The sequence below is a fragment of the Mesorhizobium sp. M0030 genome, from assembly GCF_040323695.1.
GTDB lineage: Bacteria > Pseudomonadota > Alphaproteobacteria > Rhizobiales > Rhizobiaceae > Mesorhizobium.
In genome coordinates, this window is sequence record NZ_JAMYVE010000005.1 from 46401 (window position 1) to 72513 (window position 26113).

The window sequence follows — 26113 nt, forward strand, 5'->3', positions numbered from 1 at the left end:
TTCCCCGTCAAGCGCCTTGTTTCGAGAGCAGTGCGACCAGGCTTGTAAGATCGGCATTGGCCTGGCCGGCAGCCACCCCGCGCTTCATCAGGCTTTGCATCGGCAAGACGAGTTCGGTGCTGACGTCAGCCGACCTGCTGGCATCGATGAGATTGACATAGGCATCAGCCTGCATGCCCAGGTTGGAAACGACATTGCTGGTGTGATCGCCACTGTCGATCTGTTCCGCCCACTTCGGCAGCAGGCCTTGCATCGACTGAAGCCAGGAGGCCAGCAACGGCATGAACTCGCCGGCCGGGATTCCTGCTGCGCCCGTCAATGCCAACGCCTGCAGAACGCCCGCGAACATGCCGTACATGCCGGTCAGAAGCGAGATATCATAGAGCGGCGCGAGGCCTGGATCCTCACCGAGGAATTTGCTGGTGCCGAGCGCTCCGAGCTGCCCCGAACAGGCATCGAACGCCTGGCGCGAACCGCTGTAGAGAATCAAGGCGTGCGGCCCGCCGATCATCGGCGGCACCGCCATGATGCCGCCGTCGATATAGCTGGCGCCCTGGCTCACCGCCCAGCCCGACATCGCCCGCGCCTGCTCGGGCGTGCCGTTGGTGAGATTGACCAATGTGCGGCCCGACAGCGCGGCTCGGCTTGGGCCGAGCACCTCACCAACGGTGTCATAGACAAGCAGGCACGCCACGATCAGTGGACTCGATCTGACGGCTTCCTCGACACTCTTGGCCACAATGGCGCCCTTGGCTGCCAAAGCCTCAGCCCTTGCCGGAGAACGGTTCCACACCGTCACCCCATGTCCCTGGTTCAGAAAGGCTTCGGCAAGCGCCGTGCCCATGGCGCCGAGACCGATTACTGATATGTCGCTCATTCCGCTTCTCCTTGGTTTGGTTGCGCGGTTACGCCGGTATCGGGCTCAGGTCCTGGCCGAGGCCACCGTCCACGGTCAGCCGCGCGCCCGTGGTGAAGGTCGCGTCGAACGCCAGGAACAGCACTGCGCGCGCCACCTCCTCCATCGTGCCGTGGCGCTTCATCGGCGTGACCGCGTCGCCGATCGCCATGAAGGCGGCCCGCTCCTCGGCCGAGGCGTCGGCCACACCCATCGTCGGCGTATCGATGAAACCAGGGCTGACCACATTCACGCGGATCCGGCGCGGCAGAAGCTCGGCGGCCAGGACCTTGGCGAAGGCGCGCAGTGCCGCCTTCGATCCGGAATAGACGCTCATGCCGCCAGTGCCGGATTCGTCGGCGATCGACGAGGTGAAGACTATGGCGCCACCATCCCTGATGAGGGGCAGCAGGCGCTGCGCGGTGAAGAAAGCGCCTTTGGTGTTGATGTCGAAGGTGCGATCGTAACTGTCCTCGGTGACCCGCTCCACGGGTTCGAGATTGGCCACCCCGGCATTGACGTGAAGGAAGTCGATCTGGCCAAGCTTCTGCCCCACTTCGGCACCGAGCGTGACGATATCGGCCATGTCTGAGATATTGGACCGCACGACATGAGCTCGCGAAAGCAGCTTGGCTCGCGCGGCCTCGATGTTGCGCTGGTCGCGGCCAGTGACCAAGACCTCGGCGCCGCTTTCGATCAGGGCTTCGGCAACGGCGAGCCCCATGCCGTGCGTCCCGCCTATGACAACGGCCTTCTTGTTTGCGTATCGTGTCATGATCCATCCGTTTTTGACAAAATCCGGCCGCCGACGGCCTTTGCAGGTCGAAGCGAGGTACCGATATGATGTTGTGGTGTTCGCCGATGCCGGCGAGCTGGTTTGAAGCTATGGACCGGCTTGGTTTTTCTCAAGTACCGACAAAAATGTAAGCTACCCACCGATTGCTCAGAATTGGATGAAACATGGGAAAGAAACAGCCAGATAGTTGCGGATTGGGGCCGGCGCTGGAGGTCATCAGCGGCAAATGGAAGGCGCTACTGCTCTGGCAGATTCACAAGGCGCCGGCACGATTCGGTGAGCTGAAGCGGCTGGTGCCTGACATCAGCGAAAAGATGCTGATCCAACAGCTGCGCGAAATGGAGGCCGACGGCATCGTCCATCGCGAAATCTTTCCCGAGGTGCCGCCGAGGGTCGAATACTCGATTACCGAATTCGGCATCGAGCTGGACAATGCCCTGATCCCGCTGGCCAGATGGGGCAAGCAACATGCTGGCCGGACTGACGGTGTGCGCCCCGGCAAAGCAAATGCATCCGTCCCGCATGCTCTTTGAGAGACCCTGAATAGCAAAACGCCGCGGATTGAGCCGCGGCGTTTTCTTGCATCAAGTGATGTCAGCTCAGCTCGACGGCTGAGGCTCCATGCCGCCTTCGGGCTCGGGACCCTTTTTGCGGCGGCCGGACTTCGGCACAGCCGAGCCGCGGCTTGTGGGGGTATCATCCCCCAAATCTCGCGCGGGCTTCTGCCCGGCGATCAGCTGCTTGATCTCTTCGCCCGAAAGCGTCTCGTATTCGAGCAGGCCCTGCGCCAGAGCGATCCATTCCTTCTTCTTCTTGGTCAGAATGGACTTGGCCGTGACATAGGCCTCGTCGATCAGCCGGCGCACTTCGGCGTCGATGATCTGCGCGGTCTCTTCCGAGACGTTCTGCGTGCGCGCCACCGAATGGCCGAGGAAAACCTCTTCCTGGTTGTCGCCATAGGCGACATGGCCGAGCTTGTCGGAGAAGCCCCAGCGCGTGACCATGGCGCGCGCCAGCTTTGTCGCCTGCTCGATGTCCGAAGAGGCGCCCGAGGTGATGTTCTCCTTGCCGAACTTGAACTCCTCTGCGACGCGGCCGCCCATCATGATGGCAAGCCGCGAGATCATGTATTTGTAGCTCATCGAATAGCGGTCGCCTTCCGGCAGCTGCATGACCATACCGAGCGCGCGGCCGCGCGGGATGATGGTCGCCTTGTGCAGCGGATCGGCCGACGGCACGTTGAGCGCCAGGATGGCATGGCCGGCCTCGTGATAGGCCGTGAGCTCCTTTTCGGCCTGGGTCATGGCCGACGAGCGGCGCTCGGCGCCCATCATGATCTTGTCCTTGGCGTCCTCGAACTCGGCCATGGTGACAAGGCGCTTGTTGCGGCGCGCCGCCATCAGAGCGGATTCGTTGACCAGGTTCATCAGGTCGGCACCCGAGAAGCCCGGCGTGCCGCGCGCTATCACCTTGAGGTCGACATTCGGCGCCAGCGGCACGTTGCGCACATGCACCTTGAGGATCTTCTCGCGGCCGACGATGTCGGGGTTCGGCACCACCACCTGGCGGTCGAAACGGCCCGGACGCAACAGCGCCGGGTCGAGCACGTCGGGCCGGTTGGTAGCGGCGATAAGGATGATGCTCTCGTTGGACTCGAAGCCGTCCATCTCGACCAGCAGCTGGTTCAGCGTCTGTTCGCGCTCATCATTGCCGCCGCCGAGGCCGGCGCCGCGATGGCGGCCGACGGCGTCGATTTCGTCGATGAAGATGATGCAGGGAGCATTCTTCTTGGCCTGGTCGAACATGTCGCGGACACGGCTTGCGCCGACGCCGACGAACATCTCGACGAAGTCGGAACCCGAAATGGTGAAGAACGGCACATTCGCTTCGCCGGCGACGGAGCGGGCGAGCAGCGTCTTGCCGGTGCCGGGAGGTCCGACCAGAAGCACGCCGCGCGGGATCTTGCCGCCGAGGCGCTGGAACTTCTGCGGATCGCGCAGGAACTCGACGATCTCTTCCAGATCTTCTTTGGCCTCGTCGACGCCGGCGACATCCTGGAAGGTGACGCGGCCATGCGCCTCAGTGAGAAGCTTGGCCTTCGACTTGCCGAAACCCATGGCGCGGCCGGAGCCGGACTGCATCTGGCGCATGAAGAATATCCACACGCCAAGGATCAGGATCATTGGCAGGTAGGAGATCAGATAGCTGAACAGCGAGTTGGAACCGTCCGACTCAGGCCGCGCATTGATGGTGACGTTCTTGTCCTGCAGCCGCGAGACCAGCTGCGGATCGCCAGGCGAATAGGTCTGGAAGCCATTGGCGTTGTCGGCGTAGGTGCCCGTGATGCGGGCGCCGGCGATGACCACCGTCTTGACCCGGCCGGCCGCGACCTCTTGCAGGAACTGCGAATAGGGAACGTCGGTCGAGGCCCCGCGAGTCTGCGGCGTCTGGAACAGATTGAAGAGAGCAATGAGCAGGACCGCTATGATCGCCCAGAGCGCGAGATTGCGATAATTCGGATTCATCAATTGTCCCGTTGGTGCCCGCTGGGACACGCGTCATGAGAGGAAACTTGCGCCTAACATAGGGAGAGCGCCCCCCCTTGCCAAGCATAACAGCACGTCTGGGTTAAGCTTTCGCGCCATGATCAACCGGCACTGTGGCGGCCAAAGGGCAAGCCGGAACAGGCGGTGCGCCGATCAACTCGGCGACGGCCTGCGCCAACACCAGATCGAAGCAAGGCAGGAAACGGGCAAAGGGGGCAGCGGCGGGGCTGACCGCGATTGCCGCCGCCGCCGCTACATCCCCTGCAAAACCACGGCATTCGCCGCCGCGCCACAGCGCCGGTTCCGCAGCCAGGGCGGCGCGCACAAGGCTTGGCGGCGCGCCATCCCCGGCAATCGGCGTTTTGGCGGCGGCAGCGGCGCCAAGCGGCGCGATCAACCATGCACCCGGACTGTCATCCAATGTGATCGCCCCGGCTTCGATGTCTGGCGTGATCCGCCGGCGACCGTCCCAGAGCAGAGTGCCAGCTGCCGGCGCGGAACGCGGCAGGTCGCGCGATTCACGGCGCAGGAAGATGCCGTTTCGCCTGATATCGACGACCGTCCGCGACAATGTGGCGCAAAGCGGTCCGGCCCGCATTTGCTCGAACAGCGCTTCGCCGCGCGCCTGGTCCGGCAACAAGGCGGTGCCGCCCGTCGCCGCCAGCAGAACACGCAGCGCATAGACCGGGGCTCGCGTTTCGTCAGCTTCGGCAAAACCGGGATCGAGACGGATGAGACCCCTCGCCGGCCGGCTGGCAAATTCACCGATCAGGGCGGCGGCGCGGCGACCGAGTTCCTCGCGATCGCCGGCAGCCCGCCCAGCCAGGCCGATTGCCTCGGCAAAACGCTGCCCGCTCCGGTCTTCGCCGAGCACGGCCCGGATGCGCGGGCGTTCGAAATTCGTGTCGATGTTGGTCGGATCCTCGACCCAGCCGACATGTTCGCGCTGCAGGAAGGCGCGCAATGCGGCGCGCCGCACGCCGAGCAGCGGCCGCGCGATCCAGGTCCGCCAGTCATAGAGGGTGGCCGGCGCCATGCCGGCGAGACCTCGGCCTGCCGTTTCACCGAGCTCTCGCCCATCATTCCGCGCGGCTCGCATCAGGACGGTCTCGGCCTGGTCGTCGGCGGTGTGGCCGGTCACGATCACACCAATGCCTTGCGCATGCGCTGCCTCGGCCAGCAACCGGTAGCGCGCCTCGCGCGCCGCCGCGGGCAGGCCGGCCGACGGCTTGGCGCCGGACCAGTTGAGCGTCCGGTGCGCGATGCCGCGCTCGGCACAAAGCTTTGCCACGCTGCGCGCTTCGGCTGCTGCTTCCGGACGCAGGCCGTGGTCGATCGTCACCGCCAGCAGCCGGGCTGTCGGGGCGCTGCGGTCGAGGTGAGCCTTGAGGAGAAGAAGGAGGGCGGTCGAGTCGCTGCCGCCGGACACGGCCGCAAGCGCGCCGTTGGTAAAGTCGATCTGCGAAAAATTCGAAAGGTCAGGCTCGGTATCGAGCATCAATGCATGTCGCGCAAAAGTGGTCCCGGTTCTGGGACAACACGGCAAAGACTAGCACGCCGCCAGCGCCCTCTCCTGCTTGACGCGTTCCTTGAGCGCGGCCGAAATATCGGGATAGCGCTTGCCGATCTCGCCGAAGGTGGCGCAGGCGACATCCTTCTGCTTGAGGCCGACCAGCGACACGCCAAGCTTCAGGAGCATGTCAGGCGCCTTCTTGGCCTTCGGATAGTCCTTGCTGGCGGAGAGGAAAACCTCGGCAGCGTCATGATACTTCTGCTGGCCAAGCAGCGATTCGCCAAGCCAGTAATGCGCGTCCGCCGCCTTGGCGTCCTTCGGGAAGCGAGCGATGTGGTCGCGAAAACCCTGCTCGGCGGTGCTGTAGTCGCCCGACAGGATGAACTGGTAGGAGTTGCGGTAGATCTCTTCCGGGTTGTTGGTGGCAGGCAGCGCCGCCACCACCGTGCCGTCCGACTTGCCGGTCTTAGCCCCGGCAGCCGGCGCCTCGGCGGCGGGAGCCGCACCTTCCGCCGGCGCCGCTGCCTGCGTGTTGCCGCCGGCGTCGATTACATTGCCGTTCTTGTCGACGGTAATGGTGCCGAAGGTCTTGGGCGGCGTGCCGTTGATCACCTTGCCGGGATCGCCGGTCTGCGATTCGACGATGACCTCGCCGACGCTCTGGCCGCCATCCGGCTGCGCGCCGGCATCGGCCGGCGCCTGGTCTGCCGGGGCCTCGGCGACGCCGGTGCCCGCGCCACCGTCCTGCGGCGCGGCCTCCGATTTCTTCTGGGCCGGCGGCTGCCCGCTGGAGCCGCCTTCCAACTGCTGGAAGCGGAACTCGTTGTCTTCCTGCTGCTTGCGCATCTGCTCCTGCATCTGCAGGATCTGGAAGTTGAGTTCCTCGAGCTTGCCGTTCATCTGCCGGAGCTGATCTTCCAGCCCCGCGGCGGCGGTGCCGTCCTGCTGCTGCGCGATCTGTTGCTGCTCCGGCTTCTCCTTCTTGCCGAAAATGCCGAGCGTCGGCAGATGGAAGGAAAAGCCGCTATCCGCGGGTTGTCCGGTGCCGCTCGCGGAAGCCGCGAAGCCTGATACGAGCAGCAGCGCAAGCGTGCCGCTCAAGACCGATCTGAAATGCATGTGCCTCTCGCCGTGAATATCGTGAGCCTGTTCGCGCCTTCCGATCACAGTGGGACCGGCACGACGCCCTCGGCTCTTAGCAGGAGGCGAGACTTCGGCCAAATTTTGTTTCCGGGTTTGTTTCCGGGACCGAAACTGAAAAAGGCGGCCACAAGGCCGCCTTTCGCATGGAAGTGTTGCAATTATGCGACTAAGGCCGCCGTCTTACTCATCAGGAGCCGGCGCCGGAGAGCGTGGTGACGGCGCGGCGATTCTGCGACCAGCAGGAGATGTCGTCGCAGACCGCGACCGGACGTTCCTTGCCGTAGGAAATGGTCTTCAGGCGGCTCGCCGAAACGCCCCTGGCGACCAGGAAGTCGCGAGTGGCGGCGGCGCGGCGGGCGCCGAGAGCCAGATTGTATTCACGCGTGCCGCGTTCGTCGGCATGGCCTTCGACGACGATGGCGTACTGCTTGTACTGGTTGAGCCACTGCGCCTGGCGCGACAGCGTCGTCTGCGCATCGGCGCGGATCGCGGTCGAGTCCGTGTCGAAGAAGATGCGGTCGCCAATGTTGACGGTGAAGTCCTTCGCCGAGCCGGGCGTTGCCGCACCCGCGCCGTTGAGGCCGAGCTCTTCAGCGCTGTTCGGGGTTTTCTTCGAGGCGCAACCGGTGATGGCGAGCATTGCGATCAGGGCGATCATCGCCGGGTTTCTGGTAAGTGCTGCGATACGGCCCATGCCGCCTCTCCTTCGTATTCGAGTGATCGTATTTCGAGTGATTTCGTTGATCACCCAGTAACCACGTTTGGGTTAACCGGCATTCAAGAAATACGGTTAATGTTTGGTTTCGATCGTCCGTCCACGACCTTCAAATCCACGGTCACAGTTGGCGCGGACCCTAGGCGGAAATGCGGCCGAAACGCGACTAATGAATGGAAAAGGGGCCAAACGGGCCCCTTTTTAGCAGGTGTGGCAATTCGGCCGAACCTACTCCAGCAGCGGCGACCAGGCGGGATCCGACGCGAAATTCGCGGTCGGGATCGACTGTTCGTTGCGGCCGGTGAGATCGACGGAAACCAGTTTTGGGCCGCCGGCGGAGTCGCGGAAGAACATCAGCACGCGGCCGTTGGGCGCCCAGGTCGGTCCCTCCTGCTGGAAGCCCGAGGAAAGGATGCGCTCGCCCGAACCGTCGGTCTTCATGACGCCGATCTGGAATTCGCCGCCCGTCTGCTTGGTGAAGGCGACGAGGTCGCCGCGCGGCGACCATACCGGCGTCGAATAGACGCCGTCGCCGAACGAAATGCGGGTCTGGCCCGAGCCGTCGGCGCCCATCACATAAATCTGCGCACGGCCGCCACGGTCGGAAGTGAACACTACCTTGCTGCCGTCGGGCGAATAAGAGGGCGAGGTGTCGATGGCGGTCGAGTTGGTCAGCCGGGTGGTCGAGCGGCTGCGCAGATCCATGGCAAAGATGTTGGAATTGCCGTCGTCGCGCAGCAGGCTCATGATCACCTTCTGGCCGTCGGGCGAAAAGCGCGGCGCAAAGGTCATGCCGGGAAAATTGCCGACCAGTTCGCGCTGCCCGGTCTCGATCTGCAGCAGATAGACCCGCGGCTGACCGCTTTCGTACGACATGTAAGTGATTTCCTGCCGGTTGGGCGAGAAACGCGGCGTCAGCACGATCGAGCGGCCATCGGAGAGATAGCGCACATTGGCGCCGTCCTGGTCCATGATGGCGAGCCGCTTCTTGCGCGCATTCTTGGCGCCGGATTCGTCGATGAAGACGACGCGTGTGTCGAAATAGCCCTTCTCGCCGGTGAGCTTCTCATAGATCGCATCGGCGATGATGTGGGCGACACGGCGTTGATTTGCGTCGTTGGCGAAAAACTGCTCCCCGGCTATCTGCTGGTTGCCAAAAATATCCCATAGTCGGTACTGGGCGCGGATTCGGCCGTCCGCCTCCTTGCTCACGCTGCCGGTGACCAGCGCCTGCGCATTGATCACCTTCCAGTCGTCGAAACGGGGCTGCGCATCCGGATTGGCGATCTTCTCGATGAAGGCGTTCTTGTCTATCGGTGCGAAGAGACCGGAGCGCTTCAGGTCGGCGGTGACGATCTCGGAAATCTGCGCGCCGAGCCCTCCCTGGAAATCTGGGATGGCGATCGGCATCGGTTCGACATTGCCTTTGTTGACGTTGAGCTCGAGGGTTGCTCGAGCAGGCAAGGTGACGACGGCGTTCATGCCCATCGCCATCGCGGCGACCATCAGGAGCGGCTTGAGGATGGATTTCATGTCTTCTCGCTTCTCTTGCTGATTTCTGGGTGCTCAGGCTACAGGCCAAGCATCGCTCTGGGATCGAAGTTGACGCGAACGTCGGACCAAATGTCATGCTTTCCGGCGGGCACCTGCAGGCCGGCGACATCGCATTTCTGCACAGCGCGAACCGCGCTGCTGTCGAACTGGGGGTTGCCGCTGGACTTCTCGACGGTCGGACGGCCCTCCAGCTTGCCGGAGGCATCCAGGCTGAAACGGATCACCACGGTGAAATCCTCAGAACCCTCAAGCCCAACCGGGAGGGTCCAGCAGCCACCGAGTTGTTCTTCCAATGCCCCTTGCTCGGACTTCGACAGCTTCTGGCCTTGATCCTTGTCGCCGCCTAGCGATGCCTGTTGGGTCGAGCGCTTGGCGCCGCCGCCGGATGGCTTCTGCTTGTCGAGCAAAGCCTTGATGTCAGCCTCATTGAACTGCTTGTCATCCGACTTCGGCTTCGACGAGGCTTCCTTGACTGGCTTGTCAGCGTCCTTGCGGTCCGGTGCCTTCGCGCTTTCGGCCTGCGCCGGCTGCGGCTTCGGCCGTGCTTCGGGAGCAGGAGCGGAAGTCGGAAGCTGCGCTTCTTCCAGAGGCTGCTGATCCGATATGGCTTCGGCGACCGCATCGGGCTTCACGCGTGGCTTCGGCTCTATGGCGGCGGTCGTGTCCGGCTGCGGTGTTGGTGCAGGCTCCTTCACCGGGGTCGGCTTCGGTTCAACCTGCTTCACCGGCTCGGGCTTGACCTCTTCCTTCGGCTGCGGCTCCGGCGCCACCTCCGTCGCAGGTGTCGGCTTCGGCGCTTCCTTTGGCTTCGGCGTGTCCTCGGTCTTCGGCTTTTCGGTCGGGGTCGGCGCCGGAGCAGCCGTCGCTGTTTTCTCCACCAGCTTCGGCTTGGGCTCGTCCGTCACCGGCTTGTCGGTATCAACGCTGTTCTCGCCGATTTTCTGTGCATCTGGCACGATGTCGGGACGCTTGGTCGGCATCGGCGCCGGCTTTTCGTGCATCACCGCCTTCTTGTCGCCCTGCAGCGTCTGCGCAATGGCTTCCATGGGAACGATGTCGACCGCTATCGACTCGACATCCGTGGACGGCAGCGCGGCCGGCGCCGACAGGGTGAACAGGCCGAAAGCCAGTGCCACCGTATGCAGTATCACCGATGTGGTGAGGCCGGTCTTCATCGTGCGTCTACTGATCCTGTTGCTGCAGTGAAATCAGGCCGATATTCTTGTAGCCGGCGGCCTGGATGAGGGCCATCACCTCCATCGCGGCGCCATAGTTGGTCGCCTTGTCGCCGCGGATGAAGATGCGCTCTTCGTAGCCGGTCTTGGAAATCGCCTGCAGTTTGGCGACCAGCTCTTCCCTTGGGATTTCGGTCTCCTGCAGGAAAATCTTGCCGGCCGCGTCGATCGAAACGGTGATCGGCTGGGTGTCGGCGTTCATAGCCTTGGCCTTCGTCTCCGGCAGGTCGACCGGCACTCCGACCGTCAACATAGGTGCGGCGACCATGAAGATAATCAAGAGCACCAGCATCACGTCGACCATCGGCGTGACGTTGATTTCCGACATCAATGCATGGTGGCGGCCGCGCCGCCTGTGTCCGCGCCCGCCGCGTCCTGCCATGCCAACCGACATACCCATCTTCTTACCTCAGCCCTTAGGCGCTACTTTTTCATCGATTTGGCGCGAGAGTATGGCGGAGAACTCATCCGAGAACCCTTCCATCCGCACCGCGATCTTGTTCGCGTCGGATGACAGCTTGTTGTAGGCGATAACCGCCGGTATGGCGGCGAGAAGACCGATGGCCGTCGCCAGCAGCGCTTCGGCAATGCCGGGTGCAACAACCGCGAGACTGGTGTTCTTCGAACCGGCAATCGCCTGGAACGAGGTCATGATGCCGATGACGGTGCCGAACAGGCCGATGAAGGGTGCGGCCGAACCAGTGGTGGCGAGAAAGCCGAGACGGCCCTCCAGCTTCTCCATCTCGCGCGTCAACGCCAGGTCCATCGCCTTGTCGATGCGGGTCTGCAGGCCGAGCGGCGATTTGGCCCCCTTCTCGAAGCTCTTCTTCCATTCGCGCATGGCCGCAACGAAGATCGCACCCATGCCCGTGGTCTTGCGGTCGGCAAGCGTGCGATAGAGCTCTTCCAGCGACTGCCCCGACCAGAACACCTGTTCGAAGCGATTGAGCGACAGACGCATGCGGGCATAGCTGACCAGCTTGTCGACGATGATCGCCCAGGTCCAGACCGAGGCGCAGAGCAGACCGATCATGACCAGCTTGACCACCCAGCTGGCCTGTGTGAACAGCGCCCAAATCGACAATTGCGCTGCCGGATCGGCGAGTGCGGTAGTTTCCATGCTTCAGTCCTTAAGATTTTCCGGGCATCGCTGGCGGCTGGCCCATGGGCATCCCTTGTGGTCCGTTCGCGCTTGGCTTCCGGATTAACCCCAAAATGCACCGTTGGCGGCCTTTTCAGGGCAAATATTGGTGAAAGGAAGGCGCGCGGATTCTTCCAATCTTCACCGATCTCTTCATGAACCGTTATGGTTAAGGATGGGTTAGGAAATATGGCGCGGCGCATTGCCGCGCCAAGGCACGACGCGGGCCATCCATCCACAATCGAATGCGCTGCCGATTGGCCGCTCGTTGCCGGCCGGCAGGCCTGGATATCAGCTTGCTCCTGGTAGAAAGGCCGCGATCCATTCTTTCGGAAAGCGCTTCGGCCGGCCGTTCTCGCCGATGATCGCCGCCTCGACCTTTGCTTCGACCAGTACCTCTGTCCCGCGTTTCAATTGCTGCGCCATGACGATGCGAGCGCCGGAAATATCCTGCGTCGATGTGTCGATGGTCAGGATGTCGTCCATGCGGGCAGGCGAGCGGAAATCTATCTCCATCCGCCGCACCACCCAGACGATCCGTTCGCCGTGCTTGCCTTCGTGAAGTTCTGTGTGGTGGACGCCCGCCAGCCTGAGATAGTCCGAGCGGCCGCGCTCGAAGAATTCGAGATAGCGCGCGTGGTAGACGACGCCGGAGAAGTCGGTGTCGGCATAATAGACTCGCGCCATCAGCCGATGGCCGAATTCCGTCAAGGCTCCGGAAAGCCCGGCAGCAAGCGCCGCCGATTCACCATGATCGTCCATCGCGCTTTCCTTTTTGCCCCCGGCGGGGCACCTGTCTTGCCAAAATCACCAGCGCAGCAAACCGGATGGCACTGTTGACGGCGAGGATCAAGACCTTGATGGCAGCGCTGCTGGTGCTGGCGGCGTCTGCGCTTCCCGGTCAGGCCGCGAGCTTTTCGATGAAGCGCGGCCTCAACCTCGACCAGTGGACGACCTGGGTCGGGGAAGACAGATGGAACGACCGACAAGCCATCCTGCCCTATCCGGAATGGCGCAAGTTCCTCGACGAGGGTGACCTCAAGGCGCTGAAGGCCGCCGGTTTCGACTTTCTGCGCATGCCGGTCGATCCCTCGCCGTTTATGTCGGATCAGACACTGGCGCTGCGTGACGACCTTTATGCCAGCGTGCGGGACTCGGCGCGCATGATCAACCGGGCCGGTCTGAAAGTGATCGTCGACATGCACCTGATCCCGGCCGGCGGCGGCCGCGAGATCGGCATGGGCCAGGTGATGGACGATCCCGCAACCTTCGACGCCTATGTCGAGGTCGTCCGCAAAATGGCGCACACGCTTGCCACTGAGGACCCGGCGCAGGTCGCTTTCGAGCCGATGAACGAGCCTATCGTCGACTGCGACAGCGATGGCACCAGCCTGTGGCCGGAGCGTCAGCAAAAGCTGTTCGCGGCCGCGCGCGCCTCGGCCACCAGGCTGACGCTGATCCTGACCGGCGCCTGTTATTCCAATGCGGCTTCGCTGGTCAAGATCGACCCAAAGTCGATCCCCGACGACAATCTCATCTGGACCTTCCACTCCTACGACCCGTTCCTGCTGACGCATCAGGGCGCGACCTGGGCCGGCGATTTCATTCTTTATGTTACCGGGCTGCCCTATCCGCTGACCGCGGTGCCGCGCGCCGAGCTCGATGCGACGCTGGATGCGATCCGCGCCAAGATAAAAGCCGAGGCGCCATGGACCAGACGGAACGGCCTGCTCGCCTATCTCGATGAACAAGCCGCCAGCATGGACACGGACGAAAAGCTGCTCGGCGTCATGGATGCGCCGTTCGAAAAGGTCGAGGCCTGGGCGAAGGCCAACGCCATCAAGCCGGAAAACATCACGCTGGGCGAGTTCGGCATGATCCGCCAGGAGTATGGCAACCCCTATGTGATGCCGCCCAAATACCGCGCCGCCTATGTCAAGGACATGATCGCGCGCGCCGAGGCGCATGGCTTCTCATGGTCGGTGTGGAGTTTTGGCGGCGCCTTCGGCATCGTCGATGCCTTCAACGGCGAAAAGGCCGAACCCGCCGTGATGGATGCAATCCGCTCGCTCCATTAGCCCTAGGGCATGTCGAGATCCAGATCAGGCCGAGTCGGAAATGAGGGGTCCGAGAACCGGAACGGAGCGGACTTTGGTCCGTGACTACCGGAAGCGCAGGAACACCTCATTTGCAGGCCGGCATCACCTGAATACCGGCATGCCCTAGCCTAGGTCGATCTGTAGTATTTCCGGCCGCATGCCAAAGCGCACCGGCGCGATGCTGAAGCCGAGCCCGCCTGATACAATCAGGTTACGGTCTTCATTCTCGACGACATGGCCATAGGCGAAACGGTTGCCGAAGCTGGACGGCACCACCGGCGAATAGCCGAACAGCCTGACCTGCCCGCCATGGGTGTGTCCCGACAGCGTCAGCGAAACCCGCCACGGCACTTTCGGAAAGATGTCAGGCTCATGCGCAAGCAGGATGATCGGTGCCTGGTCGGTGATCTTGGCCAGCGTGCCGTCGAGATCGTCGAGGCCTTCAAATTTGTCGCGGCCTGCGGCCTTGTTCGGTAACAGGGCCAGCTGGTCGGCGAGTCCGGCGATCCAGAAGCCGTATCCATTCTTTTCCAGACGCACAGCGTCGTTCTCCAGAACCGAGATGCCGGCTTCCTCCAATGCCTTGCGCGCCACAGTCGGCCCCGCTCCGGCCTGCTGCGCGAAAGGATCGTGCCACCAGTCGTGATTGCCGAGGATCGACAGGACACCAAGCGGCGCCTTCAGTCCTGACAAGGCCGGCACCCATTCATGGGCCTCCACCCGGTTCGTCACCAGGGACATGCCTGAGAAATAGTCGCCGAGCAGTACGATCAGGTCGGGCTGCAGCACGTTCGCACCCTCGACGAGCGAAGCGATCCGCTCAGGCGTCATCCAGGGACGGCAGGCGTGAATATCGGCAAGTGCTACAACGCGCAGCTTGAGATCTGCAGGCCAATGCGGCGGCGTCAGCCGGTAGCGCTTCACATGCGTCAACAGCATCGGCTCGATGCCGACCGCATAGGCACTGAGCGAAGCCAGCGAGAGGAACGAACCTCCGGCGAATTTCAGGAACCCGCGTCTGGTGATCACTTTTCTGGCTCCGACCTTGATCGGAGCAGTTCGCGCCGACATTGCGACGCCCGATACAATCGAGGAATGCGCCTTCACGCTGGCAGGTTTGAGGAGATTCTGCACAGAAATCCGTTCCGAAGAACAAATCTCCGTTACTCTTCCTGGAACAGGTTGATCTGCTGCTGTGCCAGATCCTTTGGCGCGTCGAGGCCGAGATGGCGCCAGGCGTTGGCGGTCAGCACGCGGCCGCGTGGCGTGCGTTGGATGAAACCCTGCTGGATCAGATAGGGCTCGATAATGTCCTCGATGGCGTCGCGCGGCTCGGACAGGCCGGCGGCAATGGTCTCGATGCCGACCGGCCCGCCGCCGAAATTGCGCGCGATCATCGAGAGATAGCGGCGGTCGAGCGCGTCGAGGCCGAGCGCGTCGACCTCGAGCCGGGTGAGAGCTTCGTCGGCAATCTGCTTGTCGACGTGGCCGTCGCCGGCGACGGAGGCGAAATCGCGCACGCGGCGCAACAGCCGGCCGGCGATGCGGGGCGTGCCGCGGGCGCGGCGCGCAATCTCAAGCGCGCCGTCGTCGCCGAGCGGCATTTGCAGGATGCGGGCGCCGCGGCGCACGATCTGCTCCAGTTCCTCGACCGAATAGAAATTGAGCCGCACCGGAATGCCGAAACGGTCGCGCAGCGGGTTGGTCAAAAGGCCGAGCCTGGTGGTGGCGGCGACGAGCGTGAAGCGGGCAAGATCGATCTTGACCGAGCGTGCCGCCGGACCTTCGCCGATGATCAGGTCGAGCTGGAAATCCTCCATCGCCGGATAGAGGATTTCCTCGACTGCCGGATTGAGCCGGTGGATCTCGTCGATGAACAGTACATCGCAGTCTTCCAGATTGGTGAGAAGTGCGGCGAGATCGCCGGCCTTGGCGATCACCGGACCGGAGGTCGAGCGGAAATTGACGCCGAGCTCGCGCGCCATGATCTGCGCCAGCGTTGTCTTGCCAAGCCCCGGCGGCCCGACGAACAGCACATGGTCAAGCGCCTCGCTGCGGCCCTTGGCGGCCTCGATGAAGACTTTGAGGTTGGCCCGCACCGCGGCCTGGCCGACGAAATCGGCGAGCGTCTGCGGCCGCAAGGTCTGCTCAGCATCCTCGCCGCGCTTTTCCGGGGCAATGAGGCGGGGTGAAAGGCTCATGCGGCCTTCCTCGCACAGGGCAAAGGACCGGACAAGCAATCACTCACCGCGCCAGTTCCTTCAGCCCGAAACGAATGAGCTTCGAGGCATCGGCGTCCTCGCCGGCCGTCTTCAGCGCCGCCGCGACAGCATTGGCTGCTGTGTCGCGCGAATAGCCGAGATTGACCAGCGCCGAGACGGCGTCGGTAATGGGCGCCGGCGCCACGCCTTCGCCGAGCTCCTGCTTAAGGCCGATGGTGCCGGAGGCGGTTCCGGCATAGGCCGGCGCCTTGTTCTTCAACTCGGTGACGATGCGCTCGGCCACCTTCTTGCCGACGCCGGGCGCGCGGCTGACCATGGCGATGTCGCGCAGCGCGATCGCATTGGCGAGGTCTGCCGGCGCCAGCGTCGACAGGATGGCCAGCGCCACCTTGGCGCCGACGCCTTGCACATTGCTCATCAACAGCCGGAACCATTCGCGCTCAAGCACCGACTGGAAACCGTAGAGCCGGATCATGTCCTCGCGCACATAGGTCTCGATGAACAGCACCACCGCCTCGCCGGGCGAAGGCAGCGCGGCCAGCGTGCGCGCCGAGCAATAGGCGACATAGCCGACGCCGTGCACATCGACGAGGCAGAAATCCTCCTCGATCTCGTCCAGCGTGCCTTTCAATTTGCCGATCATGCGTGATCCCTCATGCCAGCGCCATCCTGTAGGCGACGCTTTGCCGGTGATGCGCGTGGCAGATGGCGATAGCCAACGCGTCTGCGGCATGTTCGGTGTCGAAAACGGCTTTCGGCAACAGCACCTTTACCATCATGTGGATCTGCTTCTTGTCGCCATGGCCAACGCCGATCACCGCCTTCTTGACGGCATTGGGGGCATATTCGGCCACAACAAGGCCGGCGCGCGCCGGCACCAGCATGGCTATGCCGCGCGCCTGGCCGAGCTTCAGTGTCGCCACCGCATCCTTGTTGACGAAGGTTTGCTCGACGGCCGCTTCCTGGGGCATGGCCGCATGCAGGATCTCGGCCAGCCCGTCATGCAATTGGCAGAGCCGTGTCGCCAGCGCCGCCTTGTCGTCGGAGCGTACAGTGCCGGAGCTGATAAAGCGCAGCGAGTTGCCGAGGCTCTCGACGATGCCCCAGCCGGTGCGCCTCAGCCCCGGATCGATACCGATAATGCGAATCGCTTCCCTCATGCGCGAAGTCTACCTCCGGCGCACAGCGATGTCAGCGAAATGTGAACAAACCGGAAACGGGAAGCGTTTAACCTCGAGCGAAAGCCGTGTTCAGCAGCGTGATCTGGTCGGAAACCGGATTGGCGCGGCGGGCGGCGGCAGGCGTCTCGGCAAACGCGCCGCCATAGATCTCTTCGTCCATGCGGCGCACCAGCGCCTGCAGGCGCAGCGAGCGGGTGACGAGGTCGAGGAAATCCTTCGGCAGTTCGCCCCAGCCGACCGCTTCGTCATGCGCCGAGGCGGTGTCGAGACGCACCTTGGATTTTTCCGAAGCGACCTGGTCGCGGGTCATCTCGCCGGAATTTGCCGCCCGCTGCAAAAGCAGCCAGGAGGCGACTTGCATCAACCTTGTGGTCAGCCGCATCGATTCGGCCGCATAGAGCGTCGCCGCCAGCCTGGACAGCTTCTTGGCCTCGGCCCGGCCCTTGCCGTCAAGATACTCGGCTGCCTGTTCGACCAGGCCCATGCCTTCCTGGTAGAGCGGTTTGAAGGATTGGGAGAAAACCCGGCGTTCCGCCAGCTTGATGGTTTTCGCGATGCCCTTCGAAGGCTCGTTCATCGATACGCCCCTGCACTGCCCCGTCGGCTGATTCGGCTTCTCGCCGTCACGCCGGCACCCTAGATGACTGAAGCTTGAAAATGCGCTTCGCCGCCGGCGAAGGCAAGCACATGTTTAACAAACGGTTAACGCCTGCGCAGGGGCGCCAAGCGGACCAAAAGCAGACAAAAAAAGAGCCGCGGATAAGGCGGCTCTCAGGAGTTTAACAGGGAGGCGTCAAACGAAGTGGCTCCAACCACTCGGTAAGAATCCAGATCACTGGATGGACATAGTAAACACCTGTAAAGCTTAATGAACCCTTAACGGCGCGGATATTTCTTGATCGACCGCTGCCCTTCTGTGCCGTATCAGCACAACGACCCCCGAAGCCTGATCGTCAGCTTGTTCATGCCTTCTTCCATACAGCCGGCAAGGAAATGAAGGCGAACAGCAGCATTGCCGCATAAAAGCCCATCGAGGAGGAACCCAGCACCGGCTCGATCTCCGGATGGCCGGCAAGTTCAAAGTAAAGCCCGATCATCAGTGCGATGCCGCAGATTGCCGTCAGCCAGAAATGCACGACCGCAATCGTCTTTTGCCCGACCGCTGGAAACAGGTGGTAGAAGAAAGCAAACACCGCCGACATCAGCCAGCCCGCCACCATGGTGTGCGCGTGGGTCGGCATCTGCCCATGGTCATTGGAGATCGCCATATCCAGGCCGAGCGCCATGCCGCAGAGGGAATAGATGACGGCCAGGGTGAAGAAATTCGTGCTACGCCTTACATGGGATACCCTCGTTGGTTGTTGCAGACTTGGTCCGACCGCGCGCGGCCAAAATGGAGCGTCGGTCGCGAGCGGCTTAGTCCCCGCAGGTTTCAGGATCATGCCGCGAAACCAGCCAATGCCGACACGGCGTCTATCCGGCAAATGCCGGGTATTGTGCGGGCTGGCGGTAAAATCCGGCGACGGCGCCACCGCAACAAGCCGGCACCCACGCGGCATCTTCTGGATACATGTACGGAGATAATCCGCCCTCCTTCGGAAGCAGACGCGCGAAAGCAGCGTTTACCCCGGAACGATGCACAAGGAGCGGCAATGGACTGGTATTCTCTCTTCAAATTCCTGCATGTCATGGCAGCGATCCTCTGGCTCGGCGGCGGTTTCGCCATGCTGCTGGTTTCGATACTCGCCGATCGCGCCGGCGACGACGAGACGCTGATGGTCATGCTGAGAACGACGGACAAACTCGGCTTGCGTCTGTTCGTGCCGGCGTCTATCGCGACCCTGGCTTCTGGTCTGGTGCTGACTTCGCTATGGACCGGCTTCTCCGACCTTTGGGTCGTCATCGGCCTTTGCGGCTACGCCGCCGCGTTTCTGACCGGTATCCTCGTGCTGAAGCCTTCGTTCGAAAAGCTTGCCACAATGCTTGCCGCGGACGGCATGACCCCGGCTGCCATAGCGTTTGGGCGCCGCATGATACGGATCGTCAAGTTCGATTTCGTCATCATGATCGCCGTCGTCGCCGACATGGTGCTGAAGCCGACCGCGCACGACATCGCCACTCTCGGCGCCATGGCGGTCGTGGTCGTTGGTGGTGCATCGCTGACCTTTGCGAGCGCCCCGCGAACCAAACCGGCAGCCGCCTGAGCGGGATTTAGAGCAGGCCGGCGATCCCGTCCCAAAGCAGCTTGACCGCGACCACGGCCACGGTCGCGTAGGTGAAGGGATAAAAAATCTCCGGCCGCATGCGCCGCACCAGCCAGGCGCCGGCGATGGTGGCCAGCGGCGCCAGCGGCATCAGCACGGCCGACGCCGTCAGGTTGGCGGTGTCGAACTGGCCAAGCGCGAAGTAGGGGATCAGCTTCAGCGCGTTGGTGGCGGCAAAGAAGATCGCCGATGTCCCCGACAGCACCTTCGGATCAAGCCGTATCGGCAGCGCATAGACCTGGAAGGGGGGCCCGCCGACATGGGCGACGAAGCTGGTGAAGCCGGCGACGGTGCCCCAGAAGGCGGCGGCGATGCGGTTGGGCGCCGCCGCATGGTCGGAACCGTGGCGGAACTGGAGATAGAGCCAGCGCAGCACGAAGATCAGCGCGACAGCGCCGACGATCAGCCGCACCATCTCTTCGGTTACGAGCGCTGCCGTCAGCCAGCCGAGCCCAATGCCGATCACCGCGCCCGGCATCATGTCGACCAGCATCTTTCTGTCGTAGACGCCCCACCACGTCCACACCGAAACGATGTCCATCAGGCACAGGATCGGCAGCAGGATGGCCGCCGCCTGCACCGGCGGCATGGCCAGCGCCATCAAAGGCACGCCAACGAAGCCGACAGCGCCGCCGAAGCCGCCTTTCGACAGCCCGACAAGTATCACCGCCGGAATGGCGGCGGCATAAAACCACGGATCGGCGAGCAGACCTGACATGAACTGGAAATGCTGGAGGGAAGACGGTTGCCCTGCAATAGCCCAGAAACCCTTGCGCCGCGACCGGGAAAATGCCGGCCGTGTCGATCAACTGTGCGTAAAGCGACGGTTCCGGATTTACGGCAAGATCGCCGCCGATGCATAAGGGCGCCGTCCGATGCACATCAGGTTTTGACCCCAGGTTTTGGCCCCAGGTTTTGACCCCAGGTTTTTGACCCCAGGTTTTTGACAATGAGCGAACCCCACATCCGCCGCGCCGAAGCGGCCGACCTGCCTGCCATCGTAGCCATGCTCGCCGACGATCCGCTTGGCCGCAGCCGCGAGGATGCGACCGAGCCACTCGCCAAGGCCTATCGCGACGCCTTTGCCGCCATCGACGCCGACCCCAACCAGTTTCTTGCCGTGATGACGGATAGCGGCCGCGTCATCGGCACGTTGCAGATCAGCTATCTCGCCGGGCTGTCGCTGCAGGGCGCCTTGCGCGGCCAGATCGAGGCTGTGCGCGTCGCCGCGGACCGCCGCGGCGAACGGCTGGGACAGCGTCTGCTGGAATGGGCGGTCGAACAGTGCCGTGAACGCGGCTGCAAGATTGTCCAGCTGACCACCAACAAGAGCCGCCAGGACGCGCATCGCTTCTATGACCGGCTCGGCTTCAAGGCCAGCCACATCGGCTACAAGCTGGAGCTTAATTCAGTGGCGGCGGACGGCGCCGGATCGGCTGCGCCTTGATGATGGCGGTGCTGGTCTCCGCCTTGTCGGCGATGCGGTCGAGAAGCTTGTCGAGCTCGCCGATGGAGCGCACGTAGAGCCGGGCCACGAAACAGTCGTCGCCGGTGACCTTGTCGCATTCGCCGAATTCCGGGATCTCCTCAATCAGCTTCTGCACGATGTGCAGCTTGCCCGGCAGTGGCCGCACCCGCACGATCGCCTGCAGCGGAAACCCCAGCGCCTCCGGGTCGATCTCGATGGTGAAGGCGCGGATGACGCCGCGTTCCTCGAGCCGCCGCAGCCGTTCCGAGACGCTCGGCGACGACAGCCCGACCTGCTGCGCCAGATCCTTCAACGAAGTCCGCGAATCCAGGATCAGGATGTCGAGAAGCTTTCTGTCCAACTCGTCCAGCATTTTCATCTCCTCGCAAAAGGGCAGCGCGCGCCTTATTAAATAAGGTGTTGTGCCCTTATCACCTTTCATAGGGCATATAAACCCTCAAGGCGGCATGAGATTATGGCCTCAACAGATAGAGGTATTGTCATGGACAACACGGTACGCGGCACGATCGAGATGACGGCGGCGATGACGATCGTCGGCACGATCGGCTGGTTTGTCGTCATGTCGGGCCAGCCCGTTATGGACGTGGTGTTCTGGCGCTGCGCCTTCGGCGCGGTGGCGCTGCTGATCACCTGCGCGGCACTCGGGTTGCTGCGCGGCAGGCTGACGCTGCGCATTGTTGCCATCGCCGCTCTTGGCGGCGCGGCCATTGTCATCAACTGGCTGTTGCTGTTCAGCGCCTTCTCCCGCGCCTCGATCTCGATTGCCACGGCGGTCTACAACACGCAGCCCTTCATGCTGGTCGGCTTCGGCGCGCTGTTCTTCGGCGAGCGGCTGACCCTGGCCAAGCTGACCTGGCTCGGCATCGCCTTCGCCGGCATGCTGCTGATCGTGCAGACAGGGCCCGATGCGGGTGTCGGTTCCGGCATAACCGGCACAGATTATGTCATCGGCATCGTCATGGCGCTCGGAGCGGCCTTCTTCTGGGCTGTCGCGGCAATCGTCGCCAAGAAGCTCAAGGGCACCCCGCCGCATCTGATCGCGCTGATCCAGGTCTGCGTCGGCGTCGTCATGCTGGCGCCCTTCGCCAACCTCTCGCATTTGCCCGCCGATGCCTGGAGCTGGGCCATGCTGGCCACGCTTGGCGTCGTTCACACCGGCCTGGTGTACATATTGATGTACGCCGCCATCCAGAAACTGCCGACGCATCTGCAGGGGTCGCTGTCCTTCATCTATCCTGTCGTGGCGATCCTGGTCGATGTCATGGCTTTCGGCCACCGGCTGCATCCGGCCCAGCTCGTCGGCGCCGCCGCGATCCTGGTCGCCGCCGCCGGCATGAACCTCGGCTGGACTTTGTGGAAAGCCAAACCAACGGTCGAAAGCCCGCAAGCCGTCAAATGAGCGGCAGACCGTCTTCTTGCGGGCTATCGTAAACCAAAGCCATCTCATCGATCCCCGCCCGCCTGTTCAAGGCGGGCGCTTTGTTCTATGCCGCAATGCAACCATCTTCGCCCGGCATAGGCGAAACCCGGGATCGAAAGCCATGAACGACGCAACACCCCCCAACCGCTGCCGCATCGTGCTGATCGCACCCAAGGACGCTCCGGCGCAGCGCATTGCGGCTGCCTTCGACGGCGGTGATATCGCTTCCCTGATCCTGCCTGAGAACGGCATGGACGAGGCTGCCTTCCAGGCCTTCGCAGAACAGATCGTACCGGCCGCGCAAGCGGCCGGCATCGCCGTCATCATCGCCGGCGATACCCGCATTGCCGGCCGTGTCCAGGCCGACGGCATTCATGTCGAGGTTTCCAAGGACGCGCTCGCCGAGACCATCGAACACTTCCAGGGCAAGATGATGGTCGGCGCCGGTGGCGCCAAGACGCGCGACGACGCGCTGGAACTCGGCGAAACCAGGCCCGACTACATCTTCTTCGGCCGCTTCGACTACGACAACAAGCCGGAACCGCATCCGCGCAACCTGTCGCTCGGGCAATGGTGGGCGGACGTGATTGAGATCCCTTGCATCGTCATGGCCGGTTCCGCCATCGCTTCGGTAGAAGCGGTGGCCGCCACTGGCGCCGAGTTCGTGGCGCTGTCCAGCGCCGTCTTTGCCGAAGGCGCCGATCCGAAGGCGGCGATTGCTGCCGCCAATGCGCTGCTCGACCAAACCGCGCCGCGCTTCGAGGGCTGACGTGGGCCGACCTGGACTTCCTCTCGCGGTTCTCGTTGCGGCCTTGATGAGCGGGGCAGCGATCGCGGCGGAGACCGTTCCGCTGCCGCAGCCGAGGCCGGACACCAGCGCGCCCGCCCTCAGCGTGCCGGATGCGGTCGCCCCCGATGCGGGTGCCCCAAAAGCCGGTGCCACGGATTCCGGCGTCCATATCGACAAGCCGATCAACATCCCGCTGCCGCAGCCGGCGACAACCGCGCCGCTGCCGTCGGCCGACGCGATCAACCCCGAACGTTTCGGCGCCAAGCCGGCGGACCCCGCCTATGGCGCTTTCCAGCGCGGTCTTTACAAGACCGCCTACAATCTGGCGTTGGTGCGGGCCAAGAATGGCGACCCGGCGGCGCAAACGCTGGTGGCCGAGATTCTGTCGCGCGGGCTGGGCGTGCCGCTCAACCCGGCTGAGGCCGCCAAATGGTATGCGCAGGCCGCCGAGCAGGGGATTCCTGAATCGCAGTTCCAGTATGCGCTGATGCTGCTCGACGGCCGCTACGTCAAGAAGGACGAGAAGGGAGCCTATGCGCTGATGCAGGCCGCCGCCGAGGCCGGCAACCGGCTGGCGCAGTTCAACTTCGCGCAATTGCTCGTGCAGCAGGATCCGGGCGATGCCGGCATCGCCCGGGCTGTGCCCTATTATGAGCGTGCCGCGGCGACAGGGCTTGCCGACGCCCAGTATGCGATGGCGCAGGTCTATGCCAATGGCGTCGGCGGCAAGACGCGGGACGATGCAAAGGCGCGCAGCTTGCTGGCACAGGCTGCCAGGCAGAACTACGACACCGCGCAGATCGATCTTGCCGCCTGGATGATCGAGGGCCGGGGCGGTGTTCGCGACCTGAAATCCGGCTTCAACTGGATGAAGCAGGCAGCTGAAGGCGGCAATGTCGCTGCCCAGAACCGGTTGGCAAAGCTCTATATGGGCGGCATCGGCACCGACCCCGACCTGATCCTGGCCGGGGCCTGGTATGTGGTCGCCCGGCGCGCCGGCCTTATCGATCCGGAGATGGACGATTTCCTGCAAGGGCTGACCGACGACCAGACAAAGCAAGCCTTGCAGAAGGCCAACCGCCTGCCCTGACACGCAACGTCACTGTGTATGATCCAGCACGACCTTGCCGAAGGGAGAGCCGTGTTCGAGATGGCGAAGGGCCTGTGCTGCCTCTGCCCAGGGGAAGACCCGGTCGATCACCGGCCGCAGCCGATGGACGGCGAGCGCCCGGTTCATCGCTTCGAAGGACTCGCGCGAGCCGACCGGTATGCCGCGTGCTTTCACCTGGCGGCGGAAGATGTCGAGCGGATTGATCACCCCTTCGCTGCCGCCGAGATAACCGATGACGTTGATCTGGGCGCCGCGCGCCGACGCCTTGAGCGACTGCGCGAAACTTTGGGGACCACCGACTTCGATGATGTGATCGGCGCCGCGGCCATCGGTCAGCGCCAGCACGGCCGACGACCAATCCGGATCGTCGCGGTAGTTGACGCCATCATGCGCGCCAAGCCCCTTCGCCCAGGCAAGCTTCTCATCGCTGCTCGACGTAACAATGACGCGCGCTCCGGCCGCCCTTGCGAACTGCACGGCAAACAGCGACACGCCGCCGGTGCCGAGGCTGAGCACGGTTTCGCCTGGCTTGAGCTTGCCCTCGGTGAACAACGCATGCCAGGCAGTGACGGCGGCGCAAGGCAATGTCGCCGCCTCTACGTCGCTGAGATGCGCCGGCGCGATGACAGCCGCCTGTTCGTCCAGCCGGGCGAATTCGCTCAGCAAACCGTCGATCGGGCCGCCGCGCTGGTAGGAAGGTTCGGCCATGGCGAAGCTGCCGCCGACCCATCGCTGCCAGAACGTGCCGCAGACCCGGTCGCCAACCTTGAAGCGGCTGACCTCGGGGCCAAGCGCGACGACCTCGCCGACGCCGTCGGAAAGCGGCACCAGCGGCAAGGGGAATGTCGTGTGATAGCTGCCGCGCGCGATCTCGACATCGCGATAGTTGAGCGCCGTCGCCTTGACGCGGACGATCATCTCCTGACGGCCGGGCTCCGGCATTGGTCGTTCGACCATCTTGAGATTGTCGATGCCGCCCGGCTTCTGCAGTTCGATTGCCTTCATTGTCGTCGTCCTTTCGTTTGAAAGGAAAATTGCTTGCCAGGCGATGGATTTCAAATTCATAATGTTTACAATGATTATGCTTACGAGACATAGTTCTAGCTATGCTTGAGGAATTGCGCACGCTCGCCCTGTTTGCCGAGGAGGGCTCGATCCAGAAGGTCGCCCGGCGCCTGCCGCTGACGCAGCCGGCTGTGACCCGGCAAATCCAGCGGCTGGAGGACATGCTTGGCACGACGCTGCTCGACCGCCGGCAAAAGCCGCCGCGACTGACGCCGACGGGGCTGGAAGTGCTGGCGCGCGGACGCGATATCATCGCTTCCGTAGAAGCGCTAAAATCCTTCGCCGGAAAGACCGAGCCGGAAGGTCTGTTCCGCCTTGGCCTCGCTCATGGCCTCTCGGACCGCGACATCGCCGGGGCCATCGCCAACGCCGCGGCGGCGTTCCCGAAAGTGTCGCTACGGCTCAAGACCGGCTGGAGCGCCGAACTGATCGATCAATTCGAACGCTGCGAGCTCGATGTGACGATTGTTCTGCGATCGTCGGACAAGCCAGGACCGGAAGCGCTTGGCACTGAACGTCTTGGCGTCATAGCTGCGTCCACCGTCGCCGATCCGGAAGACGGTGGCCGGACACCCATGCCGTGGGTGCTTAGTCCGGCACCTTGCGACGCGCGCCAGAAGCTCACGTCCGTTCTGGTCGGCGGAAGGCGTTATTTCGAGATCGCGGCGGAGATACAGGATCCGGCCTTGCAGATGGAATGGGTCCGTCGGGGGCACGGCCTTGGGCTAGTGCCGTTGCGTCTTGCAAGGCGCGGACTTCCCGACGGCCTCATGCTGGTCAACACGGAAGATGTCGACCTTTCCTTGCAGGTCGCCGCACTTCGTTCGCCTCATCTCAACCGGCTGACTGAGGCTGCGGACGCCATCGTCGAGGCCGTCGGCAAAGTCATTGCGGCCCAGGTTTGAGGCTACCAGCCCTTGTCGGGCGATCTGGC

28 protein-coding genes are annotated in these 26113 nt (G+C 63.4%); 8 read left to right on the plus strand and 20 right to left on the minus strand.

Features of this window, described 5'->3' with window-relative positions; all coding sequences use genetic code 11:
• Positions 1 to 7: 7 nt before the first annotated feature.
• The gene (locus tag NKJ80_RS12275) at positions 8 to 877 is read right to left on the minus strand and encodes an NAD(P)-dependent oxidoreductase (RefSeq protein ID WP_023829276.1); all 870 of its coding nucleotides are present in this window, start codon (positions 875 to 877) and stop codon (positions 8 to 10) included.
• 28 nt (positions 878 to 905) lie between these two features.
• Positions 906 to 1670: an SDR family oxidoreductase gene (locus NKJ80_RS12280; RefSeq protein WP_023829277.1), complete on the minus strand. Its 765-nt coding sequence runs from the start codon at positions 1668 to 1670 to the stop codon at positions 906 to 908.
• 185 nt (positions 1671 to 1855) lie between these two features.
• On the opposite strand from NKJ80_RS12280, the gene NKJ80_RS12285 reads away from it, so the two are divergent.
• Positions 1856 to 2224, plus strand: coding sequence for a winged helix-turn-helix transcriptional regulator (locus NKJ80_RS12285; protein ID WP_023704885.1), 369 nt, complete (start codon positions 1856 to 1858; stop codon positions 2222 to 2224).
• A 66-nt stretch (positions 2225 to 2290) separates the two neighbouring features.
• On the opposite strand, the gene ftsH is transcribed toward NKJ80_RS12285, so the two are convergent.
• From ftsH to ybgC, 9 genes are all read right to left on the minus strand, one after another.
• A complete protein-coding gene (ftsH, locus tag NKJ80_RS12290; RefSeq protein WP_023673598.1) occupies positions 2291 to 4216 on the minus strand; it encodes an ATP-dependent zinc metalloprotease FtsH in 1926 nt (641 codons plus the stop codon).
• A gap of 103 nt (positions 4217 to 4319) precedes the next feature.
• Positions 4320 to 5735, minus strand: a complete 1416-nt coding sequence (tilS, locus tag NKJ80_RS12295; RefSeq protein WP_352497630.1) for a tRNA lysidine(34) synthetase TilS — start codon at positions 5733 to 5735, stop codon at positions 4320 to 4322.
• A gap of 51 nt (positions 5736 to 5786) precedes the next feature.
• Positions 5787 to 6869, minus strand: coding sequence for a tol-pal system protein YbgF (gene ybgF / locus NKJ80_RS12300; protein ID WP_023694601.1), 1083 nt, complete (start codon positions 6867 to 6869; stop codon positions 5787 to 5789).
• Positions 6870 to 7080: 211 nt separating this feature from the next.
• The gene (gene pal / locus NKJ80_RS12305; protein WP_027050585.1) at positions 7081 to 7587 is read right to left on the minus strand and encodes a peptidoglycan-associated lipoprotein Pal; all 507 of its coding nucleotides are present in this window, start codon (positions 7585 to 7587) and stop codon (positions 7081 to 7083) included.
• A gap of 249 nt (positions 7588 to 7836) precedes the next feature.
• Complete coding sequence (tolB, locus tag NKJ80_RS12310; protein ID WP_023673841.1) at positions 7837 to 9141, minus strand: Tol-Pal system beta propeller repeat protein TolB; 1305 nt, start codon at positions 9139 to 9141, stop codon at positions 7837 to 7839.
• A 38-nt stretch (positions 9142 to 9179) separates the two neighbouring features.
• On the minus strand, positions 9180 to 10337 hold the full coding sequence (gene tolA, locus NKJ80_RS12315; RefSeq protein ID WP_023684181.1) for a cell envelope integrity protein TolA: 1158 nt from the start codon (positions 10335 to 10337) through the stop codon (positions 9180 to 9182).
• Positions 10338 to 10344: 7 nt separating this feature from the next.
• Entirely contained in the window at positions 10345 to 10797 is a 453-nt protein-coding gene (tolR, locus tag NKJ80_RS12320) for a protein TolR (RefSeq protein ID WP_023673843.1), read from the minus strand.
• A 9-nt stretch (positions 10798 to 10806) separates the two neighbouring features.
• Positions 10807 to 11517 carry a protein TolQ gene (gene tolQ / locus NKJ80_RS12325; RefSeq protein WP_023673844.1) on the minus strand — a complete coding sequence of 237 codons (711 nt, stop codon included), beginning with the start codon at positions 11515 to 11517 and terminating at the stop codon, positions 10807 to 10809.
• Positions 11518 to 11829: 312 nt separating this feature from the next.
• Complete coding sequence (ybgC, locus tag NKJ80_RS12330; protein ID WP_023700290.1) at positions 11830 to 12300, minus strand: tol-pal system-associated acyl-CoA thioesterase; 471 nt, start codon at positions 12298 to 12300, stop codon at positions 11830 to 11832.
• Between the two features lie 65 nt (positions 12301 to 12365).
• Here ybgC and NKJ80_RS12335 point away from each other — a divergent pair, with 65 nt between their 5' ends.
• Complete coding sequence (locus NKJ80_RS12335) at positions 12366 to 13616, plus strand: glycoside hydrolase family 5 protein (protein WP_352497631.1); 1251 nt, start codon at positions 12366 to 12368, stop codon at positions 13614 to 13616.
• Between the two features lie 144 nt (positions 13617 to 13760).
• Here NKJ80_RS12335 and NKJ80_RS12340 read toward each other — a convergent pair whose 3' ends face one another.
• From NKJ80_RS12340 to NKJ80_RS12365, 6 genes are all read right to left on the minus strand, one after another.
• The gene (locus tag NKJ80_RS12340; protein WP_352497632.1) at positions 13761 to 14666 is read right to left on the minus strand and encodes a metallophosphoesterase; all 906 of its coding nucleotides are present in this window, start codon (positions 14664 to 14666) and stop codon (positions 13761 to 13763) included.
• A gap of 134 nt (positions 14667 to 14800) precedes the next feature.
• A complete protein-coding gene (ruvB, locus tag NKJ80_RS12345) occupies positions 14801 to 15838 on the minus strand; it encodes a Holliday junction branch migration DNA helicase RuvB (RefSeq protein WP_352497633.1) in 1038 nt (345 codons plus the stop codon).
• A 43-nt stretch (positions 15839 to 15881) separates the two neighbouring features.
• The gene (ruvA, locus tag NKJ80_RS12350; protein WP_023668770.1) at positions 15882 to 16502 is read right to left on the minus strand and encodes a Holliday junction branch migration protein RuvA; all 621 of its coding nucleotides are present in this window, start codon (positions 16500 to 16502) and stop codon (positions 15882 to 15884) included.
• Between the two features lie 10 nt (positions 16503 to 16512).
• Positions 16513 to 17019 carry a crossover junction endodeoxyribonuclease RuvC gene (gene ruvC / locus NKJ80_RS12355; RefSeq protein ID WP_023668769.1) on the minus strand — a complete coding sequence of 169 codons (507 nt, stop codon included), beginning with the start codon at positions 17017 to 17019 and terminating at the stop codon, positions 16513 to 16515.
• Between the two features lie 67 nt (positions 17020 to 17086).
• Positions 17087 to 17617 (minus strand): protease adaptor protein RcdA, encoded by a 531-nt coding sequence (gene rcdA / locus NKJ80_RS12360; RefSeq protein ID WP_023668768.1) that lies wholly within the window; start codon positions 17615 to 17617, stop codon positions 17087 to 17089.
• A 385-nt stretch (positions 17618 to 18002) separates the two neighbouring features.
• On the minus strand, positions 18003 to 18326 hold the full coding sequence (locus NKJ80_RS12365; RefSeq protein ID WP_023716072.1) for a hypothetical protein: 324 nt from the start codon (positions 18324 to 18326) through the stop codon (positions 18003 to 18005).
• 366 nt (positions 18327 to 18692) lie between these two features.
• Here NKJ80_RS12365 and NKJ80_RS12370 point away from each other — a divergent pair, with 366 nt between their 5' ends.
• Entirely contained in the window at positions 18693 to 19244 is a 552-nt protein-coding gene (locus NKJ80_RS12370) for a DUF2269 family protein (RefSeq protein ID WP_023747289.1), read from the plus strand.
• A 7-nt stretch (positions 19245 to 19251) separates the two neighbouring features.
• Here NKJ80_RS12370 and NKJ80_RS12375 read toward each other — a convergent pair whose 3' ends face one another.
• Entirely contained in the window at positions 19252 to 20022 is a 771-nt protein-coding gene (locus tag NKJ80_RS12375; RefSeq protein ID WP_023668765.1) for a sulfite exporter TauE/SafE family protein, read from the minus strand.
• Positions 20023 to 20253: 231 nt separating this feature from the next.
• On the opposite strand from NKJ80_RS12375, the gene NKJ80_RS12380 reads away from it, so the two are divergent.
• A complete protein-coding gene (locus tag NKJ80_RS12380) occupies positions 20254 to 20751 on the plus strand; it encodes a GNAT family N-acetyltransferase (RefSeq protein ID WP_023728625.1) in 498 nt (165 codons plus the stop codon).
• Here NKJ80_RS12380 and NKJ80_RS12385 read toward each other — a convergent pair.
• Positions 20708 to 21145, minus strand: coding sequence for an Lrp/AsnC family transcriptional regulator (locus NKJ80_RS12385; protein WP_023704892.1), 438 nt, complete (start codon positions 21143 to 21145; stop codon positions 20708 to 20710). The genes NKJ80_RS12380 and NKJ80_RS12385 overlap by 44 nt on opposite strands.
• Positions 21146 to 21274: 129 nt before the next feature.
• Between NKJ80_RS12385 and NKJ80_RS12390 the strand changes: the two genes are divergently transcribed.
• The 3 genes from NKJ80_RS12390 to NKJ80_RS12400 all read left to right on the plus strand — a co-directional run bounded on the left by NKJ80_RS12390 (position 21275) and on the right by NKJ80_RS12400 (position 24093).
• Positions 21275 to 22192, plus strand: a complete 918-nt coding sequence (locus tag NKJ80_RS12390; protein ID WP_023684172.1) for a DMT family transporter — start codon at positions 21275 to 21277, stop codon at positions 22190 to 22192.
• A gap of 142 nt (positions 22193 to 22334) precedes the next feature.
• Positions 22335 to 22982 (plus strand): thiamine phosphate synthase, encoded by a 648-nt coding sequence (locus NKJ80_RS12395; protein ID WP_023694592.1) that lies wholly within the window; start codon positions 22335 to 22337, stop codon positions 22980 to 22982.
• 46 nt (positions 22983 to 23028) lie between these two features.
• Positions 23029 to 24093: a tetratricopeptide repeat protein gene (locus NKJ80_RS12400; RefSeq protein WP_352497634.1), complete on the plus strand. Its 1065-nt coding sequence runs from the start codon at positions 23029 to 23031 to the stop codon at positions 24091 to 24093.
• Between the two features lie 9 nt (positions 24094 to 24102).
• Here NKJ80_RS12400 and NKJ80_RS12405 read toward each other — a convergent pair whose 3' ends face one another.
• Positions 24103 to 25119, minus strand: a complete 1017-nt coding sequence (locus tag NKJ80_RS12405; protein ID WP_023711985.1) for a zinc-dependent alcohol dehydrogenase family protein — start codon at positions 25117 to 25119, stop codon at positions 24103 to 24105.
• A gap of 101 nt (positions 25120 to 25220) precedes the next feature.
• Between NKJ80_RS12405 and NKJ80_RS12410 the strand changes: the two genes are divergently transcribed.
• Positions 25221 to 26084 carry a LysR family transcriptional regulator gene (locus NKJ80_RS12410; protein WP_352497635.1) on the plus strand — a complete coding sequence of 288 codons (864 nt, stop codon included), beginning with the start codon at positions 25221 to 25223 and terminating at the stop codon, positions 26082 to 26084.
• Positions 26085 to 26113: the final 29 nt, after the last annotated feature.

Bases quoted from the DNA above. Each gene is read 5' to 3' on its own strand.
- tolR (WP_023673843.1), bottom strand. From the start codon at position 10,797: ATGGGTATGTCGGTTGGCATGGCAGGACGCGGCGGGCGCGGACACAGG.
- tolQ (WP_023673844.1), bottom strand. From the start codon at position 11,517: ATGGAAACTACCGCACTCGCCGATCCGGCAGCGCAATTGTCGATTTGG.
- ruvB (WP_352497633.1), bottom strand. From the start codon at position 15,838: ATGAGCCTTTCACCCCGCCTCATTGCCCCGGAAAAGCGCGGCGAGGAT.
- tolA (WP_023684181.1), bottom strand. From the start codon at position 10,337: ATGAAGACCGGCCTCACCACATCGGTGATACTGCATACGGTGGCACTG.
- NKJ80_RS12390 (WP_023684172.1), top strand. From the start codon at position 21,275: ATGGACAACACGGTACGCGGCACGATCGAGATGACGGCGGCGATGACG.
- tilS (WP_352497630.1), bottom strand. From the start codon at position 5,735: ATGCTCGATACCGAGCCTGACCTTTCGAATTTTTCGCAGATCGACTTT.
- NKJ80_RS12380 (WP_023728625.1), top strand. From the start codon at position 20,254: ATGAGCGAACCCCACATCCGCCGCGCCGAAGCGGCCGACCTGCCTGCC.
- tolB (WP_023673841.1), bottom strand. From the start codon at position 9,141: ATGAAATCCATCCTCAAGCCGCTCCTGATGGTCGCCGCGATGGCGATG.
- rcdA (WP_023668768.1), bottom strand. From the start codon at position 17,617: ATGAACGAGCCTTCGAAGGGCATCGCGAAAACCATCAAGCTGGCGGAA.
- ruvC (WP_023668769.1), bottom strand. From the start codon at position 17,019: ATGAGGGAAGCGATTCGCATTATCGGTATCGATCCGGGGCTGAGGCGC.
- NKJ80_RS12385 (WP_023704892.1), bottom strand. From the start codon at position 21,145: ATGCTGGACGAGTTGGACAGAAAGCTTCTCGACATCCTGATCCTGGAT.
- NKJ80_RS12405 (WP_023711985.1), bottom strand. From the start codon at position 25,119: ATGAAGGCAATCGAACTGCAGAAGCCGGGCGGCATCGACAATCTCAAG.
- NKJ80_RS12400 (WP_352497634.1), top strand. From the start codon at position 23,029: ATGAGCGGGGCAGCGATCGCGGCGGAGACCGTTCCGCTGCCGCAGCCG.
- NKJ80_RS12365 (WP_023716072.1), bottom strand. From the start codon at position 18,326: ATGGCGCTCGGCCTGGATATGGCGATCTCCAATGACCATGGGCAGATG.
- NKJ80_RS12410 (WP_352497635.1), top strand. From the start codon at position 25,221: ATGCTTGAGGAATTGCGCACGCTCGCCCTGTTTGCCGAGGAGGGCTCG.
- ruvA (WP_023668770.1), bottom strand. From the start codon at position 16,502: ATGATCGGCAAATTGAAAGGCACGCTGGACGAGATCGAGGAGGATTTC.
- NKJ80_RS12375 (WP_023668765.1), bottom strand. From the start codon at position 20,022: ATGTCAGGTCTGCTCGCCGATCCGTGGTTTTATGCCGCCGCCATTCCG.
- NKJ80_RS12285 (WP_023704885.1), top strand. From the start codon at position 1,856: ATGGGAAAGAAACAGCCAGATAGTTGCGGATTGGGGCCGGCGCTGGAG.
- NKJ80_RS12335 (WP_352497631.1), top strand. From the start codon at position 12,366: ATGGCACTGTTGACGGCGAGGATCAAGACCTTGATGGCAGCGCTGCTG.
- NKJ80_RS12280 (WP_023829277.1), bottom strand. From the start codon at position 1,670: ATGACACGATACGCAAACAAGAAGGCCGTTGTCATAGGCGGGACGCAC.
- NKJ80_RS12370 (WP_023747289.1), top strand. From the start codon at position 18,693: ATGGACTGGTATTCTCTCTTCAAATTCCTGCATGTCATGGCAGCGATC.
- NKJ80_RS12275 (WP_023829276.1), bottom strand. From the start codon at position 877: ATGAGCGACATATCAGTAATCGGTCTCGGCGCCATGGGCACGGCGCTT.
- ftsH (WP_023673598.1), bottom strand. From the start codon at position 4,216: ATGAATCCGAATTATCGCAATCTCGCGCTCTGGGCGATCATAGCGGTC.
- ybgF (WP_023694601.1), bottom strand. From the start codon at position 6,869: ATGCATTTCAGATCGGTCTTGAGCGGCACGCTTGCGCTGCTGCTCGTA.
- NKJ80_RS12395 (WP_023694592.1), top strand. From the start codon at position 22,335: ATGAACGACGCAACACCCCCCAACCGCTGCCGCATCGTGCTGATCGCA.
- pal (WP_027050585.1), bottom strand. From the start codon at position 7,587: ATGGGCCGTATCGCAGCACTTACCAGAAACCCGGCGATGATCGCCCTG.
- ybgC (WP_023700290.1), bottom strand. From the start codon at position 12,300: ATGGACGATCATGGTGAATCGGCGGCGCTTGCTGCCGGGCTTTCCGGA.